General features: G+C 52.9%; 21 protein-coding genes. 8 read left to right on the forward strand and 13 right to left on the reverse strand.

Annotated features, from left to right (window positions below; all coding sequences use genetic code 11):
- Positions 1-68: 68 nt before the first annotated feature.
- From ROLI_RS23170 to ROLI_RS23180, 3 genes are all read right to left on the reverse strand, one after another.
- A complete protein-coding gene (locus ROLI_RS23170; protein ID WP_187432358.1) occupies positions 69-1,445 on the reverse strand; it encodes an NAD-dependent succinate-semialdehyde dehydrogenase in 1,377 nt (458 codons plus the stop codon).
- Positions 1,446-1,647: 202 nt separating this feature from the next.
- Positions 1,648-2,127: an MgtC/SapB family protein gene (locus tag ROLI_RS23175; protein WP_187432357.1), complete on the reverse strand. Its 480-nt coding sequence runs from the start codon at positions 2,125-2,127 to the stop codon at positions 1,648-1,650.
- Between the two features lie 158 nt (positions 2,128-2,285).
- Positions 2,286-3,415 (reverse strand): IS3 family transposase gene (locus ROLI_RS23180; protein ID WP_338469156.1). Its coding sequence is split into 2 segments (ribosomal slippage): positions 2,286-3,169 and positions 3,169-3,415, totalling 1,131 coding nucleotides; the frame shifts between segments, so codons are not numbered across the junction.
- Between the two features lie 178 nt (positions 3,416-3,593).
- Here ROLI_RS23180 and ROLI_RS23185 point away from each other — a divergent pair.
- From ROLI_RS23185 to ROLI_RS23195, 3 genes are all read left to right on the forward strand, one after another.
- Positions 3,594-3,737 carry an entericidin A/B family lipoprotein gene (locus ROLI_RS23185; protein WP_187432332.1) on the forward strand — a complete coding sequence of 48 codons (144 nt, stop codon included), beginning with the start codon at positions 3,594-3,596 and terminating at the stop codon, positions 3,735-3,737.
- An 87-nt stretch (positions 3,738-3,824) separates the two neighbouring features.
- Positions 3,825-5,216 carry a mechanosensitive ion channel family protein gene (locus ROLI_RS23190; protein ID WP_262386714.1) on the forward strand — a complete coding sequence of 464 codons (1,392 nt, stop codon included), beginning with the start codon at positions 3,825-3,827 and terminating at the stop codon, positions 5,214-5,216.
- A gap of 112 nt (positions 5,217-5,328) precedes the next feature.
- Entirely contained in the window at positions 5,329-5,727 is a 399-nt protein-coding gene (locus tag ROLI_RS23195; RefSeq protein WP_187432333.1) for an STAS/SEC14 domain-containing protein, read from the forward strand.
- 115 nt (positions 5,728-5,842) lie between these two features.
- Here the strand turns inward: ROLI_RS23195 and ROLI_RS23200 are convergent, their stop codons facing one another.
- Genes ROLI_RS23200 through ROLI_RS23215 form a run of 4 tightly spaced genes read right to left on the reverse strand, consistent with a single transcriptional unit; the run spans position 5,843 to position 8,596 of the window.
- Positions 5,843-6,484: a CDGSH iron-sulfur domain-containing protein gene (locus ROLI_RS23200; RefSeq protein ID WP_187432334.1), complete on the reverse strand. Its 642-nt coding sequence runs from the start codon at positions 6,482-6,484 to the stop codon at positions 5,843-5,845.
- Between the two features lie 59 nt (positions 6,485-6,543).
- Entirely contained in the window at positions 6,544-7,953 is a 1,410-nt protein-coding gene (locus ROLI_RS23205; RefSeq protein ID WP_187432335.1) for an MATE family efflux transporter, read from the reverse strand.
- Positions 7,954-7,962: 9 nt separating this feature from the next.
- On the reverse strand, positions 7,963-8,271 hold the full coding sequence (locus ROLI_RS23210) for a MoaF-related domain-containing protein (protein ID WP_187432336.1): 309 nt from the start codon (positions 8,269-8,271) through the stop codon (positions 7,963-7,965).
- Between the two features lie 28 nt (positions 8,272-8,299).
- Positions 8,300-8,596: a DUF1330 domain-containing protein gene (locus ROLI_RS23215; protein ID WP_187432338.1), complete on the reverse strand. Its 297-nt coding sequence runs from the start codon at positions 8,594-8,596 to the stop codon at positions 8,300-8,302.
- Positions 8,597-8,713: 117 nt separating this feature from the next.
- On the opposite strand from ROLI_RS23215, the gene ROLI_RS23220 reads away from it, so the two are divergent.
- The 3 genes from ROLI_RS23220 to ROLI_RS23230 all read left to right on the forward strand — a co-directional run bounded on the left by ROLI_RS23220 (position 8,714) and on the right by ROLI_RS23230 (position 10,838).
- A complete protein-coding gene (locus ROLI_RS23220) occupies positions 8,714-9,412 on the forward strand; it encodes a LysR family transcriptional regulator (protein ID WP_316247520.1) in 699 nt (232 codons plus the stop codon).
- Positions 9,413-9,424: 12 nt separating this feature from the next.
- Positions 9,425-10,554, forward strand: a protein-coding gene (locus ROLI_RS23225; protein WP_338469243.1) for an IS3 family transposase whose coding sequence is annotated in 2 segments (ribosomal slippage) — positions 9,425-9,671 and positions 9,671-10,554 — 1,131 coding nt in all. Because the reading frame shifts where the segments join, the coding sequence is not laid out codon by codon here.
- A gap of 5 nt (positions 10,555-10,559) precedes the next feature.
- The gene (locus tag ROLI_RS23230; RefSeq protein ID WP_262386687.1) at positions 10,560-10,838 is read left to right on the forward strand and encodes a LysR substrate-binding domain-containing protein; all 279 of its coding nucleotides are present in this window, start codon (positions 10,560-10,562) and stop codon (positions 10,836-10,838) included.
- 83 nt (positions 10,839-10,921) lie between these two features.
- On the opposite strand, the gene ROLI_RS23235 is transcribed toward ROLI_RS23230, so the two are convergent.
- Positions 10,922-11,788: a mechanosensitive ion channel family protein gene (locus tag ROLI_RS23235; RefSeq protein WP_187432063.1), complete on the reverse strand. Its 867-nt coding sequence runs from the start codon at positions 11,786-11,788 to the stop codon at positions 10,922-10,924.
- A 57-nt stretch (positions 11,789-11,845) separates the two neighbouring features.
- Positions 11,846-12,487: a DUF998 domain-containing protein gene (locus tag ROLI_RS23240; protein WP_316247503.1), complete on the reverse strand. Its 642-nt coding sequence runs from the start codon at positions 12,485-12,487 to the stop codon at positions 11,846-11,848.
- A gap of 174 nt (positions 12,488-12,661) precedes the next feature.
- On the opposite strand from ROLI_RS23240, the gene ROLI_RS23245 reads away from it, so the two are divergent.
- Positions 12,662-13,453 (forward strand): PRC-barrel domain-containing protein, encoded by a 792-nt coding sequence (locus tag ROLI_RS23245; RefSeq protein WP_187432062.1) that lies wholly within the window; start codon positions 12,662-12,664, stop codon positions 13,451-13,453.
- A gap of 90 nt (positions 13,454-13,543) precedes the next feature.
- Positions 13,544-14,008 (forward strand): CreA family protein, encoded by a 465-nt coding sequence (locus ROLI_RS23250; RefSeq protein ID WP_187432061.1) that lies wholly within the window; start codon positions 13,544-13,546, stop codon positions 14,006-14,008.
- A gap of 7 nt (positions 14,009-14,015) precedes the next feature.
- Here the strand turns inward: ROLI_RS23250 and ROLI_RS23255 are convergent, their stop codons facing one another.
- From ROLI_RS23255 to ROLI_RS23270, 4 genes are read right to left on the reverse strand one after another with little or no spacing between them, the layout of a single operon-like run.
- Positions 14,016-15,344, reverse strand: a complete 1,329-nt coding sequence (locus tag ROLI_RS23255; RefSeq protein ID WP_187432060.1) for an FAD-dependent oxidoreductase — start codon at positions 15,342-15,344, stop codon at positions 14,016-14,018.
- A gap of 3 nt (positions 15,345-15,347) precedes the next feature.
- Positions 15,348-15,500, reverse strand: coding sequence for a hypothetical protein (locus ROLI_RS23260; RefSeq protein WP_187432059.1), 153 nt, complete (start codon positions 15,498-15,500; stop codon positions 15,348-15,350).
- A 37-nt stretch (positions 15,501-15,537) separates the two neighbouring features.
- Positions 15,538-16,458, reverse strand: a complete 921-nt coding sequence (locus ROLI_RS23265; RefSeq protein WP_187432058.1) for a mechanosensitive ion channel family protein — start codon at positions 16,456-16,458, stop codon at positions 15,538-15,540.
- Positions 16,459-16,488: 30 nt separating this feature from the next.
- On the reverse strand, positions 16,489-16,698 hold the full coding sequence (locus tag ROLI_RS23270; RefSeq protein WP_187432057.1) for an orotidine 5'-phosphate decarboxylase: 210 nt from the start codon (positions 16,696-16,698) through the stop codon (positions 16,489-16,491).

A 16,698-nucleotide genomic window follows, 5' to 3' on the forward strand; every position in this document is an offset into this window, starting at 1 on the left:
TCCTTTGTGTTGTGGTCAGTAAGTATTCGTTTCCAGCTATCGTTCTTGCGACTGGCAAACTTGACCTCTTAGGGCAGGTAGATCGCTTTGGTATTGACAAATTCCTTCATGCCAAAGCCGCCGTGTTCGCGCCCAAAGCCGGAATCTTTCACGCCACCGAACGGCATGTTCGGATCAGCAGCCCCAAACGAATTGATACGGACCATGCCGGTATCAAAGTGGTCTCGGGCCAGCTGCAGTGCTTTGTCTTCGTCCTTGCTAAAGATACCGCCGCCTAGTCCGTACCGACTATCGTTTGCGATGCGCATTGCGTCCGCGTCGTCTTTTGCCTTGATGATTGCGGCGACTGGACCGAAGATTTCGTCGTCATAGGCTGGTGTACCCGGTTGGCAATTTGCGAGCACGGTTGCTGGATAATAGTAACCGGTGCGGTCCGGTGCGGAACCGCCACACAGCACCTCTGCGCCACCTTCGACGCTTTTGCTGACTTGTTCAGATATTGTATCAAACTGCTCAGCGCTGGACAGCGGGCCAAGCTGGGTGTCTTCGGCTGTCGGGTCACCCAGGCGAATGGCCTTCATCTGTTCGACAAAGGCGCTGGTGAATGCGTCATAGACCGCTTCTGTCACGACGAAGCGTTTGGCTGACACGCATGTTTCACTGTTGTTATACAATCGGCCTTGGACGCAAGTTTTCACAGCCAGTTCAATGTCTGCGTCTTCGAGCACCAGATAGGCGTCATTCGATCCCAGCTCTAGAACGGACTTCTTCAGGTTTTTCGTGGCGACCTGACCAATATGCCGCCCGCCGCCATCACTGCCGGTCATGGTGACGCCACGCACAAGCTTGTTTTCGATCATTGCGTCAGACGTATCGTGATCCACAATGACAACGTCGAACAATCCTTCTGGCAGCCCGGCTTTCATACAAACGTCGCGCAGCATGAGGCCACTGCCTGTACAGATTGAGGCATGCTTGAGGATTACACCATTGCCAGCCATCAGATTTGACGCGAGCACGCGCACTGGTTGGTAGACCGGAAAATTCCATGGTTGGATGCTGTAAATGACACCGATCGGCGCGTAGGTGATCATACCACGCTTTTCGCCACCGCTGTGTTTGCGATCCTCATCGGCCAGAATTTCTGGACCATGTTCAGCTGTATATTCAAATATCTGTGCGCAAAGTTTGACTTCGGTCTGACCGTCACGCAGCAGCTTGCCGGTTTCTTCTGTCATCAAGGTCGCAAAGGCATCCGCATTGTCGCGCAGCGCTGCGGCGATCTTGCGCAGATAGGGTGCACGGTCGGCATGGCTTTTGGTTCGCCACTCAAGAAACGCCTCATGACATTTTTCGATTTTGTCGAAAGCAACGTCTGACGTCATGACATCATAGGTTGCGATTGTTTCTTCGGTTGCGGGGTTGGTTGTCGATATATGTGTCATGTGAGGCACCTTTTATGGGACGTTGCGTATCCAACCCATTGCGACCCGCATGGTTCCGCCAGCGCGATGCATGACCGCGCGTCATCGAAGGTCATCCGGTGGTTTTGATGGAAAGACAACGCAGGTGACGGTCGAACGAACCCGACATAGTGGAATGTGCCAACCTGCCCTGCTCTGGGGTTAACTTGTCCCGGTTTAGTAGTCAGTCAGCATCCGGTCGGTCGTCTGCCCCGCGGTGCTCCATAAACCTACTTGCCGCGAGCAAGCTTGCCGCGAGTATCGCACAAATGACTGCAAACAGTCCCAAACCAACACCGGACGCAAGTCCAAGCGCGCCAGCGACCCAAAGGCTTGCTGCTGTCGCCATGCCGCCGACATTTTTGTCGCCTTGTATGATCGCGCCCGCACCCAAGAAACCAAGTCCACCAATAAGCCCTTGAATAACACGCGTTGGGTCGGCTGCCAGTTCTGCGGTTCCCATGCTACGCGACATTTCAATCGCAGTGATCGTAAAAATAGCAGAGCCGAGCGACACCATCATATAGGTGCGCACACCAACCCGTCGTCGTCTGACTTCACGGTCGAGCCCAAGGATGCCACCCGCCACCAGCGCAAAGATGAGCCGCATTAACCAGTCTGCTTCCGTCATACCAATATCCAATGCGTTGAATATCTCGTTCATGACTGCTCCTCTGGGTTACGTGACGCGGCGTCTTAATTGCGACTGTGTATCGAAGCGGTCGCGCGCACTAGGGAAAACTGGTTCTTGGCTTTCGCGTGTGGCCTATCCCTATAACCGATCTGGTCTTGTCGCGGTTGCGTTCCGGTCTCTCAACTCATTTAGGCAGCCTTTCGTTCGAAGGCCAAGGGGCTTTTGCCACCTAATGACGAGTGCCGCCGTCGTGGATTGTAGAACCCATTGATATACTGGAAAATCGCCCCTTCGGCTTTACGCCTGGTTTCCCAGCGGTTGCGCCAAATCAGCTCTGCCTTGAGTGATTTGAAGAACGTTTCAACCATGGAATTGTCGTAGCAGTTTCCCTTACCGCTCATCGAAACTTGGAAGCCGTGTTTAGACAGCCGTTTCTGATAGTCGCCTGAACAATATTGCGACCCGCGATCCGTATGATGCATGCAGCCCTTCGGCGGTTGCCGCAGTGCCACAGCCATATCCAATGCTCGGATCGCCAGATCCCGCTTCATACGATTGCTAACCGCCCAACCGATGACACGACGGGAATACAAATCAAGGATCACTGCCAGATACAACCAGCCCTCACTGGTCCAGATGTAGGAAATGTCATCGGCCCACTTTTGGTTTGGACCATCTGCAAAGAAGTCCTGGCCCAGCAAGTTAGGGGCGATGTTAAACGCATGATTGCTGTCGGTCGTAACCTTGTATTTCTGGGTCCTGATGATTTTGATGCTATTCTCCCGCATTAAGCGGCCCACGCGCCGGTGCCCAACTTGCAGACCCAGTTCTTGCAGTTCTTCGGTCATGCGAGGCCCGCCATAGCTTTGCAGGCTTAAGCGGTGCTGTTCGCGGATATGCGCCAGGATCACCATATCGTCGCGCTGTCGCTGGCTCATCGGGCGGCTTCGCCACGCGCGAAATCCTCGCGACGTAACCTGCATGACGCGGCAAAGAAATTCGACAGGCCATTCTTCTTTCCAGGCGTCGATAAAGGCGAACCTCACCGACTTTGGCCTGCAAAGAAGATTGCCGCTTTTTTTAACACTTCCCTCTCCTCGCGAAGCAACCGAACTTCCTTGCGAAGGCGTTCGTTCTCTTTCTCGACATCCTCGTGAGGACCCGACATCAGGTTGTCATGCTGATGCTTTTGAACCCACTTGTTCAACGTCGAAAGCCCAACTCCTAAATCCGCTGCCGCTTGCGGTCGTGTCAGCCCACTGGTCGTTGCGATGCGTACTGCATCAAGACGAAACTCGTCTGTGTATCTCGGTGCCATTCTCTATCTCCTTCATAGCAAACATTGCTCGAAAGAGACCGGAACTAAAACGTGGCAAGACCAATCATACCAGATTTCGTTCCGAGATATTGAGTGGATGCCGGAACCAAAGAGGCTTCTGCACGTTTAGTTTCCATCGGGCAACCATCGCCAAGGAACTAACACAAGGAACTGAGTTATGCGTATTACAACACTTATTATCGCGACCGTGGCTGCTATGACACTTGCCGCCTGTGAAACTGTTCAAGGTGCCGGCGAAGACATTTCGAACGCAGGCGCTGCGATCAGCGAAGAAAGTCGTGACGTACAGGCCGATCTCTAAGCTTGAAAGTAATCATTACATCCCGATGGGCCGCATTGTGCGGCCCATTATGTTTCTGCCCCCCATTTGACAGTGAGGCATAGCTCCTTGGCCCTTTCCACTAGACATCTGTTTTCGCTCGTTCTTTCTGCATGTACCGTAATTTTCCTTGCTTTACCTGCACTGGCACAGACGAGCACGCAAGATTTAGAGACTTCGGACGTTCTTACGCCGCAAGCTCCGGTTGAGGTCGATCCGGTCAGTTCTGATACCGACATTCAGAACCGGATTTCTGCCATCGTTGATGCCACGGGATGGTATGAGGACGTCACAGTTCTGGTTCAGGAAGGTGTCGTTTTTCTGGACGGGGTTGCGGATACGGAGGCCCGCAAGGAGTGGGTACGACAGTTGGCAGCCAAGACAACCGGCGTTGTCGCGGTCGTCAATCGCATGACAGTCAACGAAACCGTCGTTTGGTCGTTTGACCCAGCCATTGCGGAACTACAGCGACTTGTACGGCAAGCCGTCACCGTCATGCCTTTGGTCGTGCTTGCCCTGCTTGTCCTGCCCTTGGCATGGTTTGTCGCCCGACTGGTGTCTCGGTTTGCAAAAACAGCGCTCGCCACCCGTATTCAGTCGCCATTTCTGCGCACGGTGGTTGCGCGCGCGATCGCGTTCCCTGTTTTGCTCTTGGGGATCTACATCGTCTTGCAGGTGGCAGGTCTGACGCAGCTGGCGATTTCGCTTGTCGGCGGTGCGGGTGTGTTGGGCATCGTTCTTGGCTTTGCATTCCGCGATATCGCAGAGAACTTTCTGTCCAGCCTGATCCTAAGTGTGCGCCGCCCGTTTCGCCGCGACGACTATGTTGAGGTTGCGGGTATCTCTGGCACGGTGCGCAGCATGAACACGCGCAGCACCATTATCAGATCAGTGGAAGGTAATTTGATACACGTTCCAAACGCCATTATTTTCAAAAGCGTGATTGAGAATTTCACGTCATCGCCTGAACGACGCGGCGAATTTGTGGTTGGTATCGGGTATGATGCGGTGGTCGCTCAGGCACAGGAAGTTATCATGAATGGCCTTCAGGCACATGGTGCCGTCTTAGCCGATCCCGCACCGATGGTTCTGGTCGACGAGCTTGGCGCATCCACGATCAATATCAAAACCTATTACTGGTTTGACGGGTTAGAGATTTCGGCAATCAAACTAAAATCGGCACTATTGCGGATGGTGAAATCCGATTTGACCGAAGCAGGCATATCCATGCCAGATGAAGCTCGCGAAGTCATTTTCCCCGACGGCGTGCAAGTACAAACACAAGTCGAACACATCGACAGCAGCGCCGCTTCTGTCGCGGCACTGCCAAAGCCCGACCAACCGCCGGTAGAGCCCGATCAGACGCATGCCGAGGCTGATCTGAAAAACGATCTTCTACCGCCGCAAGCGGACGATGATCAGTTGGAAGAAGATGCAAACGATTTGCTCGCCTCGCGGTGAGGTCTTGATTGGCTAGGTGCATGACAGTCTGTTGGGTGCATCTGAGAATGCGGAACTAACGGCGTGTTGGCGTGTTTCTTCTACTCACGCAATTCTAACACGCGAGGTCGCTATGACACATTTCAACCAAGGTCCAATCCAACAGATTCCCACAGACAACGAAACTGTTTTTGCATTCCAAATCCATGGTCACATCGATGACGATGCGTCAGAGGCGCTGGCCAAATTTATGAATGATGTTTTCGATAAACATCCCAAAGTCAGCATGCTGCTGGAAATGACCAAATTCACAGGCAGCGATTGGGATAGCATGCTAGATGGTGACGTCATCAAGTCGCGTTTCAGATCGCTGCAGCATGTCGCACGCTACGCAGTTGTCGGTGCACCGGATCGCGCGGCCAAGATGATTGGCCTGATGGATAAAGTCATTCCCGTCGAAGCACGCGCCTTTGACACGCACGAAATTACCCAAGCTTGGGACTTTGTCGGCGCGCAACCTATCGTCGCCTGATCCACGATGCGGGCTGCAATGCGAAAACAGCGTCGTGTTTTGCATCGTGATGCAAGGTGCGGCGCGCGGCTTCAATATGTTCCGTCAGTTTCCTGAGGTGAAAATAGCAGTGTGCTCAATCGTCGTCTCGCCACGCAACATCATAGTGCGTTCCATCGCAGAAGGGTTTGTTTTTCGATTCACCGCACCGGCACAGAACATATTTGGCAGGGCTGGCCCCTACACCATTGAATTCGGCATCAAGCGGTACGTTAGAAACCCAATACGGACCATGGCGTTCTATATCTATCTTGACCTCTGGGGATGTCATGTGCGCTGCGTTCATGCTCTGAGTGCTCAGCCTTAGCGCACCAGAAGGACAGGCCGCGATGACAGCGAGAATGTCTTGCAGCGATCCGCCGTCTGGTTGGATCCACGGTTTCTCCTTAGGGTTAAACACGTCCTTGGCCAATCTGGCGCATTCCCCTGCATGTGAACAAAGTACGGGCGTGTAGTGCACAGTGACAGGATGCGAACTGGCGGTTCCGGAGTACTCAATCTCTTTGTTTCTAATCTTGCTATGATCCGGAGCGCTGGAAAAACCGGCCTCGCTGTGTGATCCATCGCAAAATGGTTTGTTTTTGGACACACCGCACCGACAAAGAGCTGCGACCTCCTTCGTCTTGACTGCTTCACCATCGGCATCACGGAGGTTTGGCGGCGATGAAACGACCAGTGGCCCATCCTGGCGCAAAGAGATTCTTGTTTCTGAAGTCATAATATTTGTTCCTTGATTCAGTTCATTTTGATCTTGGCGCGGTCAACGCATGGAATCCATCATAATCCCCTGTGCTGAACCCCGCTTGGAATGGCACGCACAGGATGGCAGTTGGTCGAGAGAAGTGGCCAATCCAAACCCCACCCATTCTCGATTTTGTGTGAAAGCCAGAGTGCGACAGAAAATGTCGCGATACCTGCAATCGCATTCGCGATCGCTTGTCCGGCTAGAACGCCTGGGGCACCGAAGTACGCTGCGCAAACTGTCATGAGCGGTATCGCCAATAGCAGGTCGCGGGCAAAGTTACTGATTGTTCCAAGGCCCGGATGGTGAAGCGCCGTCAGGATCGGATTTGCACAGAGCTGCAAGGCAAACAGTATATTGGTGATGACAATGAAGGTTGCGTAGAAACGAAGCAAATCTGCTGCGTCACCCTCAAGCTGAAAGACAGATATCAGCGCGCCTTGCAGCGCGAATATGACTATTGCGACTGGAACCATGTAGAGAACCGAGAACTTCGCACCTGCAATCAAGGTTTCGCGCACGCGATTAAATTGACCCGCGCCAACATTTTGCGATGCAACCGGGCCAATAGCGCCCGAAAGGCCGTACAGCCCCGCAAACGCAACGGGTGAAATACGCCCAATAACAGAGGCCGCGGCGACAGCATCGGTGCCAAATTTTGCCATCTGCATTGTGGCATATGACGCGCCTATAGGGCCGGACAGGTTCGTGATCACGGACGGCATAGCGATCTTGTTCAATTGCTTAAAGTCGGACCAAATCTGGGAGGTATCGATCCGGCCAAGCAAATCATGCTTTCGGATCAATCCAAGGACTGCGACGGCCACAACGATAAGTCTTGAGATCACGGACGCAATGGCCGCACCGCTCAACCCCATGCCAACGCCGAAAATCAGGATTGGATCAAGTATAGCGTTTACAATGCCACCAGAAATGGTCGACCACATCGCCAGTTTGGCATCACCCGCTGACCGCAAAATCGCAGTGCCAGCCATGGCAATCCCTAGCAGCGGAAGTGAAGCGCCAACGATCGTGAAGTAAGTGACAGCGAACGCGAGCGTTTCTTCGCGCGCGCCCAAAAATTGCATGATGTGTTCTGCAAAAACGACCGTCAGGATCGTGATTTGTATCGACCAAACCAACATATACAGCATGCCATGGGTGGCCAGACGCCTAGCTGCGGCTTCGGCACCTTCGCCAAGCGATTGTGCAACCAGCGTTCCAATACTGATCACGATGCCGATACAGATAGCAGAGCCAAAGAAAATACCGACACCAGCAAAACCAACAGCCGCGGCCAACGCGGGCTGACCAAGTAATGCGATGAAAAACACATCAACAAGATCAACGATAAAGATCGCAAACAGCCCAATCGCCCACGTTGTGGACAGCACCGTGATATGGCTGAAAATTGATCCCTGTGTATAGGTGGCTTTATGCTGCATTGGGAACCTTCACTGCGTCACTGTCAGCTTGCCGGGGTTGATGAAGACATCTCGTCCGATGTTTGCGTGGGTGATAAGCGTGCCGTCAGTTAACCGCAAAATGTTGCTCAGGCCTGGCCCATCGGCTTCGACCCAAGTCAGCATGAACATGTCGTCGGTGAGTTTGCTAAAGACGTATTGTTCCGTGTCGCCTTGGCCTGTGTTTTTGCCAGCCGTCCTTGTCCAGCGCAGCGCCGTCTGTGATAGAACTTCAATGCCATAGGTTTCATCCGAATAGACGAAGCCGAAGCTCATCCCAATTATGTCTTTGTGGCCCATCTGATGGCCTCCTATTTCGGAATTCCGGTTATTCCGTGTTGCCTTCGATAAACACCGCGCTGAACGTCCCTGCAGATTTGCGTAGCGCCTTGAGTGGGGCGTAGTCGTCGGATGCGTACCAAGCCTGCGCATCGGCCATCGACGGGAATTTGATGATGACTGGATATGTCGGGGCCCAATCGCCTTCTTTGACATCAACCTGACCGGCCTTGGTCACGTACTGCCCTTTGAAGGCGTGGGTGATTGGCTCCACCGTGATGGCGTATTCTTGCATTTTATCCATGTCCGTGATCTCGAGGTTCTGAAACAGGCAATAGGCAGTCATGGTCATTCTCCGGGATTGGGTTGCTGTTTCTAAGGCTACCTATTTCTAAGAATGCGTTGTAGACTCTCATTTTAGAAATCATATTTCGCGGAATTAGAAATTAATAGATTAGCAGAAATCGAGTGTTTTATCGCTGTGGTCGACGCAGGATCACAGCTGGCGGCATCTAAAAAGATGAACATCGCAGTCTCTGCACTTCATCGTCGCATCAAAGACCTCGAGGCACGGCTTGGTGTCGCTTTGACACGTCGCACGACGCATGGGACCACGCTCACACCGGAAGGGCGGGCCTATTATGATCGCTGTCTTAGGGTCGTGACCGACCTGAACGAAGCAGATGCTCGCGCCAATGGAGAGATGCACAAAGCGTCAGGGTTGATCCGCATGACCGTTCCCAGCGTGTTTGGCGCACGCCACTTGGCCCCGATTATGACCGCGTTTTCAGAGATGCATCCTGATATCCGTTTTGATCTAAATGTAAGCGATCGCCACGTAGATCTGATTGAAGAAGGGTATGACTTGGCCATTCGGATTGGCGGAGATGAGAAACCTCAGTTGGGCACAGAGATTTTGTTCAAAGTTCATTATGCTCTCACCGCCAGCCCGGAATTCTGGAAGAAACATGGATTTCCCAAAACGCCTGCGGATTTGGTTGGGCTTCCAGCCTTGGTATATCGCGCGGGTTCAGTGCCAACCCATTGGCAGTTTCGCAGCAAGTCTGGGAAGCTAACAAACATTCCAATCGCGCCACGCTACATAGCCAATTGGTCTTGCCACGTTTTAGTTCCGGTCTCTTTCGAGCAATGTTTGCTATGAAGGAGATAGAGAATGGCACCGAGATACACAGACGAGTTTCGTCTTGATGCAGTACGCATCGCAACGACCAGTGGGCTGACACGACCGCAAGCGGCAGCGGATTTAGGAGTTGGGCTTTCGACGTTGAACAAGTGGGTTCAAAAGCATCAGCATGACAACCTGATGTCGGGTCCTCACGAGGATGTCGAGAAAGAGAACGAACGCCTTCGCAAGGAAGTTCGGTTGCTTCGCGAGGAGAGGGAAGTGTTAAAAAAAGCGGCAATCTTCTTTGCAGGCCAAAGTCGGTGAGGTTCGCCTTTATCGACGCCTGGAAAGAAGAATGGCCTGTCGAATTTCTTTGCCGCGTCATGCAGGTTACGTCGCGAGGATTTCGCGCGTGGCGAAGCCGCCCGATGAGCCAGCGACAGCGCGACGATATGGTGATCCTGGCGCATATCCGCGAACAGCACCGCTTAAGCCTGCAAAGCTATGGCCGGCCTCGCATGACCGAAGAACTGCAAGAACTGGGTCTGCAAGTTGGGCACCGGCGCGTGGGCCGCTTAATGCGGGAGAATAGCATCAAAATCATCAGGACCCAGAAATACAAGGTTACGACCGACAGCAATCATGCGTTTAACATCGCCCCTAACTTGCTGGGCCAGGACTTCTTTGCAGATGGTCCAAACCAAAAGTGGGCCGATGACATTTCCTACATCTGGACCAGTGAGGGCTGGTTGTATCTGGCAGTGATCCTTGATTTGTATTCCCGTCGTGTCATCGGTTGGGCGGTTAGCAATCGTATGAAGCGGGATCTGGCGATCCGAGCATTGGATATGGCTGTGGCACTGCGGCAACCGCCGAAGGGCTGCATGCATCATACGGATCGCGGGTCGCAATATTGTTCAGGCGACTATCAGAAACGGCTGTCTAAACACGGCTTCCAAGTTTCGATGAGCGGTAAGGGAAACTGCTACGACAATTCCATGGTTGAAACGTTCTTCAAATCACTCAAGGCAGAGCTGATTTGGCGCAACCGCTGGGAAACCAGGCGTAAAGCCGAAGGGGCGATTTTCCAGTATATCAATGGGTTCTACAATCCACGACGGCGGCACTCGTCATTAGGTGGCAAAAGCCCCTTGGCCTTCGAACGAAAGGCTGCCTAAATGAGTTGAGAGACCGGAACGCAACCGCGACAAGACCAAATAGCGGGGCGTTTTTAGTCGAAGCAGCAAAGGCCGGACTTGGCGTTTCATTGGAACCGACATTCATCTGTGGCGAGGCATTGAAATCGGGCGCGTTGATCGAAGCGCTTACGGACTACGATACATATGATCGGGTTGCTCGGATTGTGAGACCGGAAAATCGACCGCTTTCCTTTCGGGTTCGCGAGTTCTCGAAGCTTCTTATGGCTGAGTGGTCAAAACAGGAACTATGGAACATTGGCTAAGCTTAGCCACGGCCCAATCATCGTTGCTAAGATCATCTGCCAAAGAGATTATGTCGCTCCAATTGCGTTCAAAAAAAACAACGCTAATCCGTTTCCTGATGTGCGATTGGCAAAGGTTGTTTGAATGTCAGCGTACGGTAAGGGAACGGGATTTCGATACCAGCTTCATCGAGCGCGCGCTTTACATTGGCGACAACTTCGTCGCGCGATGTGCGGACCTCGACGGGCTTTGATCCGGTCCACCAGGTCACCTCAAAATTGATCGAAGAAGAAGCAAATTCCTGCGCGAAAACCTGAATTGGTTTATCGTCTTTTCCAACCGTTTCGCACTTCTCAACGGCGCCTGCGATAACACTGCGGGCCTCATCTACATCGACGTCATACGCCACGCCGCAAATAATGGTCACACGGCGTTTCGGCTTGTCGGTGCGGATAATGACAGGGTTCTTGAACAGCATTGAATTTGGAACAATGACCAGCTGGCCATCAGTGCGCGAAATATGGCTTTCGCGAATGGCGATATGCGTTACTTCACCTTCGATACCCAGACATTCAATGTGGTCGCCAATGCGCATTTCGCGGCGGAACAGGATAATTATGCCTGCGAGGAAGTTTTCAAACACATCTTTGAATGCAAATCCGATGGCAACAGAGCCAAGACCCAAACCCGCAAGAATACTTGCAGGGGTCAGTCCGGGAAAAACAATAACAGCCGCGATCATCAGCCCTAGAACCCAAGTCAAAATCGATGCCAGAAGCGTTGCCAGTTCCCGTAGACTTTGCCGGAGATTGGTCCGCGCCATGAGGTTAGAAATACCGGATTTGATAATTTTACTGACAAGCGCTGTCAAAGTGAGGACGACAAGCGCCACCAGAATCTGAGGCGTCAATTCAATCGCAGATCGACCAATTTCGCGCAATTGATCCATTAAAATGCCGACTGGCTCCAACAGAACTCTCCATCTTATGATGCGTGTTGAACCCCAACGTTTACCAACCGATTTAGTTCACGCTATTTTTTGGGCCAACGAAAGATACATCCGAGCCAGCACACCCAGAAATGCAAATGCGATTAAGCCAAGATAGCGTTCATAAATTCCGTCTATCCCTGTCGGTAAGAAAAAGAAGAATGGCGCTGATATCGTCCAGATGATCGACACTGCAACTAGGCTGTGACCGTACACGCGCCCGACCCGGTATGCGCCGCCCGACATAAACCAAGGCGCAAGGGTCATGATGAGCCCAAGCGCGTAAACAAGGTAGACGTGTATCACGACCCCTTCGTCATCGTTGTCGCCATATTCGTTGCGTGCACCGATCAGGAAAACGATCAACGCCATAAGTCCAACTCCGATTAAGCCAATGCTCCAGCGTGGACCACCCAGATGGATGTGCGCGGCGCATAACGCAGTCGCCAACAAAGACCCTGCAAGGGCGTAAATGCCGATATCTACGATGAATTCATATCGTCCGGCGCCAAGATCACTGATTGTGTCGGCCAGCCAGTCATGATCGGGCACAACAAAATCCGCAACCAGGATTGAAACAGCAAAAATGATGCAGCCTGCAATCGCGGCATAGCTGAGATACCGAACCAGATCGGGCTGTAGTTGGCTGCGCCATGTTCTGTCGAAATCAATAGCATCCACGATTTCTTCCCCTCTTTGCGCTTTGTGGCATCCCAACGTTTACGGGGTCGATCTGTTCCCTTTGGACTTTCCGTCGGGGCATTCAGGAAAAACTGACGGAACGATCCGCACAGCTTGGTGTTGACCCAGCATCAAGGTTGGCGCGTCCAACCATCACTCAAACAGGAGGAAACAATGAAGAACTTTCTGAACACAACAGCCGCCGTACTGGCACTTTCAACAGCCGCATATGCGGACGGACATACGGCCGTATTTTCGGACATGCAGTTTGACGAAGCAATGAACATCAATGCCACCGAAATGGTCGGCATGCGTGTCTATGCATCAGAGGCCAGCATCGAAAATGACATGATGATCGTTGCGAATGGCGAAACTGAGTGGGACGACATCGGTGAAATCAACGAGATTTTGCTGACCCGCGATGGTGAAGTACAATCCGTCATTGTCGGTGTCGGTGGTTTCCTGGGGATCGGTGAAAAAGATGTCGCAATCAATATGTCCGAACTGCGTTTTGTAGGAGAAGAGGGTGAAACAGACGACTTTTTCTTGGTGATCGAAGCAACGGCAGTCGGCGTGCAAGATGCGCCAGCTTACGAATACAACCAGTTGACCAACACGATGGACGACGGTGAGGAAATGGGTGCGTGGACTGGTCCAGACATCGCAATGGACGGTTTTGCCCGCATCACGCCCGAAAACTTGACGACTGAAGATCTTACAGGTGCGCCGGTCTTTGGTGCAAATGATGAAGAAGTCGGCGAGATTGGGGAACTGCTGGTCACCGATAATGGCACACTTGATCGTGCCGTGATCGATGTAGGTGGTTTCCTAGGTCTGGGCGAACGTGAAGTTGCCGTATCCTTGGACGAGCTGACGATCATGCGCATGGATGACGGTGACGACGTGCGTGTCTATATCGACGCATCTCAAGAGGCGTTGGAACAGCAGCCAGAATACGAAGGCTAATCTCACTTCATGGGGCGAGGTAGCTTGCCTTGCCCCACTCCAATGCGGTCCTTTGTTGGCCGCTTTTCGTATTTCACGAGGATAAATGTCATGACAATCACACACCGCCTCGCTGCAATGTTTTGTGCCACGCTGCTCGCGACAACAGCGCCTGCCGAAGAGGTCGGGAATGTCGATGTTGATTGGTTGGGCAATGACATCGTGATCGAGGCGTTCTCAGATCCTGATGTGGAAGGTGTCACCTGTCACGTATCCTATTTTGAGCGTGGGCTAATCGACCGGCTGAAGAAGGGAAACTGGTTTGAGGATCCATCAAACTCTGCCATTTCATGCCGTCAGATAGGGCCCATTGCCATCGGTGATATTGATCGCAGTGACGAAGGCGAAAGCATCTTTTCTGAACGTCGCTCAATCATCTGGAAGTCACTGTCCGTCAAACGCATCTTTGATGAGGCAAACAGCACTTTGATCTACGTATCGCACGCGCGCGAGGTGCAGGACGGCAGTGCAAAAATGGCTATTTCCACGATCCCGCTTTATCAATCATCCAACTAGGCACGGCTCACCGGCGCCGCCTTGGTTGTTCAGTGAAATATTCTTCCGCGAATGATGGATGCACAGGTGTCGCTTTGGTCAACGACGTCACAGGCGCTTTGGCGGCAATCAGGGCCGCCGCCATCGCGATGATGTCCTCTGCACCGTGGGCTGCGATCGCGGCCCCTCTGAGAATGTCACGCTCAGCGTTGATCTGATAAAAAGCCTCGTTGTGATCTACGTCCGACAGCACGTTTTGCGCCAACGGCGTTAGATCGCCACTGCGAAGTGTTTCTATACTGGTCTCACCAACGAAAGCGGCAGGCGGGTATACAAATGTCGTGGTCGCGACAAGATCAAGATCGACCGCTTCGGCGCCATTGCCGTACAGCATATGCGCAAGCGCTGTCCCATCAGCCGTGGCCACAGGTGTTAGCGGTAGCCGATCAGCGATATCACCGATGGCATAAACGCCAGGCTGGCTGGTCTCAAACTGATCAGAAATCGCAAGCGCCCCAGTATCAGCAACGACAAGCGTCTCAGCAAATTGGCCCAGCTGGTCAATGTTGGGCGTCCGACCCGCGGCCGCGACAACGGCATCCGCCGTATCGGTCAAGCCTGACGCGCAGGTATATCCCAGCGATGTACCGGTTTGCTTTACTGCTGTTACGCCGTCTTCTGTTCGAATGCGGATGCCTGATGACGCAAGCCCGTTTTGGACATGAAGCGCCAGATTTTTGGGAAAGGTATCTAGCAGATGTGGCCCATTATGGATCAACGTCACGTCCGACCCTAGTGCGTGAAAGATCGCGGCAAATTCGCAGCCGATATAGCCGCCGCCGATAATGGTGATCCTATCCGGCCGCGTTGTCCAACCAAGCACGTCGTTACTGTTGCTGAGCAAGGCTGCGCCAGGAATATTCATCTCGGCGGGGCGTCCGCCACAGGCAAGGATGATCTGATTGGCTGTATATGTCGTATCGCCTACGTCCACAGTGCGCGCATCGATTATCGCGGCCTGACCGCGTAAAAGCGCTACGCCCGCATCGTCAAGGTTACCCGCGTAGATGTCGCGAATATCTGCAATATGGGCATCGCGTTTCGCGATCAGCGCTTGATAGTCGATCACTGTTTTAGTCGCGATATTCTGTGCCGCTGCGGCCCGTGTCGTGCGCGCGATCTGGCCAGCAGACCAAAGAATTTTCTTGGGCACACAGCCACGATTAACACACGTGCCGCCAAGTTCGGCGCGCTCGATCACTAGGATGCGCGCGCCAAGCTTGGCGGCTGCGGTAGCAAACGCCATGCCGGCGGACCCGCCGCCGATGACGATGCTGTCATATGCATTGTGTGTCATATGCTAGTCAGCATCAGGTTTTTTAGCGCCGTCGTCGTTCAGATCAGTGTCTTTGGTATGATCCGGATCACCTTTTTTGCCAGGATCGTTTTTCAGATCATGGTGCTGCTCTGAACCGTCAAGTTCGGGGTATTGTGGGCGTTCTGGTGTGGCCATGGGGATGGTCCTCCTGTTTGGGTTTAGGCAGCGGGTGTTATTCCGCCGCAAAGCGCTGGTTGTCGTCACCGTCATCTTGGGCAACATCCAGCATTGGGTTCTCGTGCACCAAGGTACGTGTCGGGAACGGTATGTTGATGTCAGCTGCGTCCAGCGCCTCTTTCACCTTGCGCTTCATGTCAGCCTGATACTGAAAATAGACATCGCTATCGCACCAGACACGCACCAGAAAATCGACGCTGCTGCTGTTCAGGTTGTTGACCTGAATAAACGGCTCCGGATCGCTGTGGGACCGTGCGTCGGCCATAATGGCGTCACGGATGACAGTCTCAGCATCGCTCAGGTTCACGCCGTATCCCACACCAAAGGTCCACTGGGCGCGTCGCTTGGGGTATTCGGAAAAGTTCTTGATGGTGTTTCCCCACACTTCGGAGTTGGGAACAATGACCTTGACGTTCGTCAGGTTCGCAAGCTCCGTATAGTTCAGCGTAATGTCTTTAACGGTGCCAACGGTGTCGTTGATCTCAACAAAATCGCCAAGCTTGAGGGGGCGAAAGAGAACGATCATGATCCCGGCGGCGAGGTTGGACAGGGTGCCTTGCAATGCTAGACCGACTGCCAGACCGGCGGCACCGATCACGGCAATCACGGATGTTGTTTCGACGCCAAAGGTGTTCAGAACAAAAAGACCCGTAAAGGCCAGCACGACATAGCGGGCGATGTTGCCGAGAAACCCGAACAATGTGTTATCAAGGCTGACATGATTTTCACCGATGCCATGAATCCGCCGACTTACAAAACCTGCAATCACGAAGCCCACGATAATAATGAAAACCGCCGCGAGCGTGTTACCAACCAAGGCAATCAAAGCATCAAGCGTCACGTAGTCGGCAAACGATTTGCCGCCGTAAATTTCAGTTGTCATGAGGGTTTCACCCCAAGAGATGATCGTCTCCATGGTCATTGTCCTGTCATTGTGTATTCGTGATTAAAGGTAGGAAAAAATATCATGGTCGCTGTCCGACATGCGTTTCGCTTGCACTTCCATCCGTGCGCGTACTTCTGCGGGCGACATATCCATGGGTCCCTGCACCGCACACGGATAACGAAACGACTTGCCGTTGCGTCTGATGTCGATGCGGCCCTCAAATGCGCTGTTTGCCGGATTGTACCAGATGTTCTTGATCTCAGTCGCCAT

Source organism: Roseobacter fucihabitans, assembly GCF_014337925.2.
Lineage (GTDB): Bacteria > Pseudomonadota > Alphaproteobacteria > Rhodobacterales > Rhodobacteraceae > Roseobacter > Roseobacter fucihabitans.

Coding starts and splice junctions, on each gene's coding strand:
- ROLI_RS23170 (WP_187432358.1), bottom strand. CDS start 1,445: ATGACACATATATCGACAACCAACCCCGCAACCGAAGAAACAATCGCA.
- ROLI_RS23255 (WP_187432060.1), bottom strand. CDS start 15,344: ATGACACACAATGCATATGACAGCATCGTCATCGGCGGCGGGTCCGCC.
- ROLI_RS23200 (WP_187432334.1), bottom strand. CDS start 6,484: ATGACTTCAGAAACAAGAATCTCTTTGCGCCAGGATGGGCCACTGGTC.
- ROLI_RS23270 (WP_187432057.1), bottom strand. CDS start 16,698: ATGGCGACTGAGATCAAGAACATCTGGTACAATCCGGCAAACAGCGCA.
- ROLI_RS23210 (WP_187432336.1), bottom strand. CDS start 8,271: ATGGGCCACAAAGACATAATTGGGATGAGCTTCGGCTTCGTCTATTCG.
- ROLI_RS23175 (WP_187432357.1), bottom strand. CDS start 2,127: ATGAACGAGATATTCAACGCATTGGATATTGGTATGACGGAAGCAGAC.
- ROLI_RS23195 (WP_187432333.1), top strand. CDS start 5,329: ATGACACATTTCAACCAAGGTCCAATCCAACAGATTCCCACAGACAAC.
- ROLI_RS23245 (WP_187432062.1), top strand. CDS start 12,662: ATGAAGAACTTTCTGAACACAACAGCCGCCGTACTGGCACTTTCAACA.
- ROLI_RS23265 (WP_187432058.1), bottom strand. CDS start 16,458: ATGGAGACGATCATCTCTTGGGGTGAAACCCTCATGACAACTGAAATT.
- ROLI_RS23205 (WP_187432335.1), bottom strand. CDS start 7,953: ATGCAGCATAAAGCCACCTATACACAGGGATCAATTTTCAGCCATATC.
- ROLI_RS23250 (WP_187432061.1), top strand. CDS start 13,544: ATGACAATCACACACCGCCTCGCTGCAATGTTTTGTGCCACGCTGCTC.
- ROLI_RS23215 (WP_187432338.1), bottom strand. CDS start 8,596: ATGACTGCCTATTGCCTGTTTCAGAACCTCGAGATCACGGACATGGAT.
- ROLI_RS23185 (WP_187432332.1), top strand. CDS start 3,594: ATGCGTATTACAACACTTATTATCGCGACCGTGGCTGCTATGACACTT.
- ROLI_RS23260 (WP_187432059.1), bottom strand. CDS start 15,500: ATGGCCACACCAGAACGCCCACAATACCCCGAACTTGACGGTTCAGAG.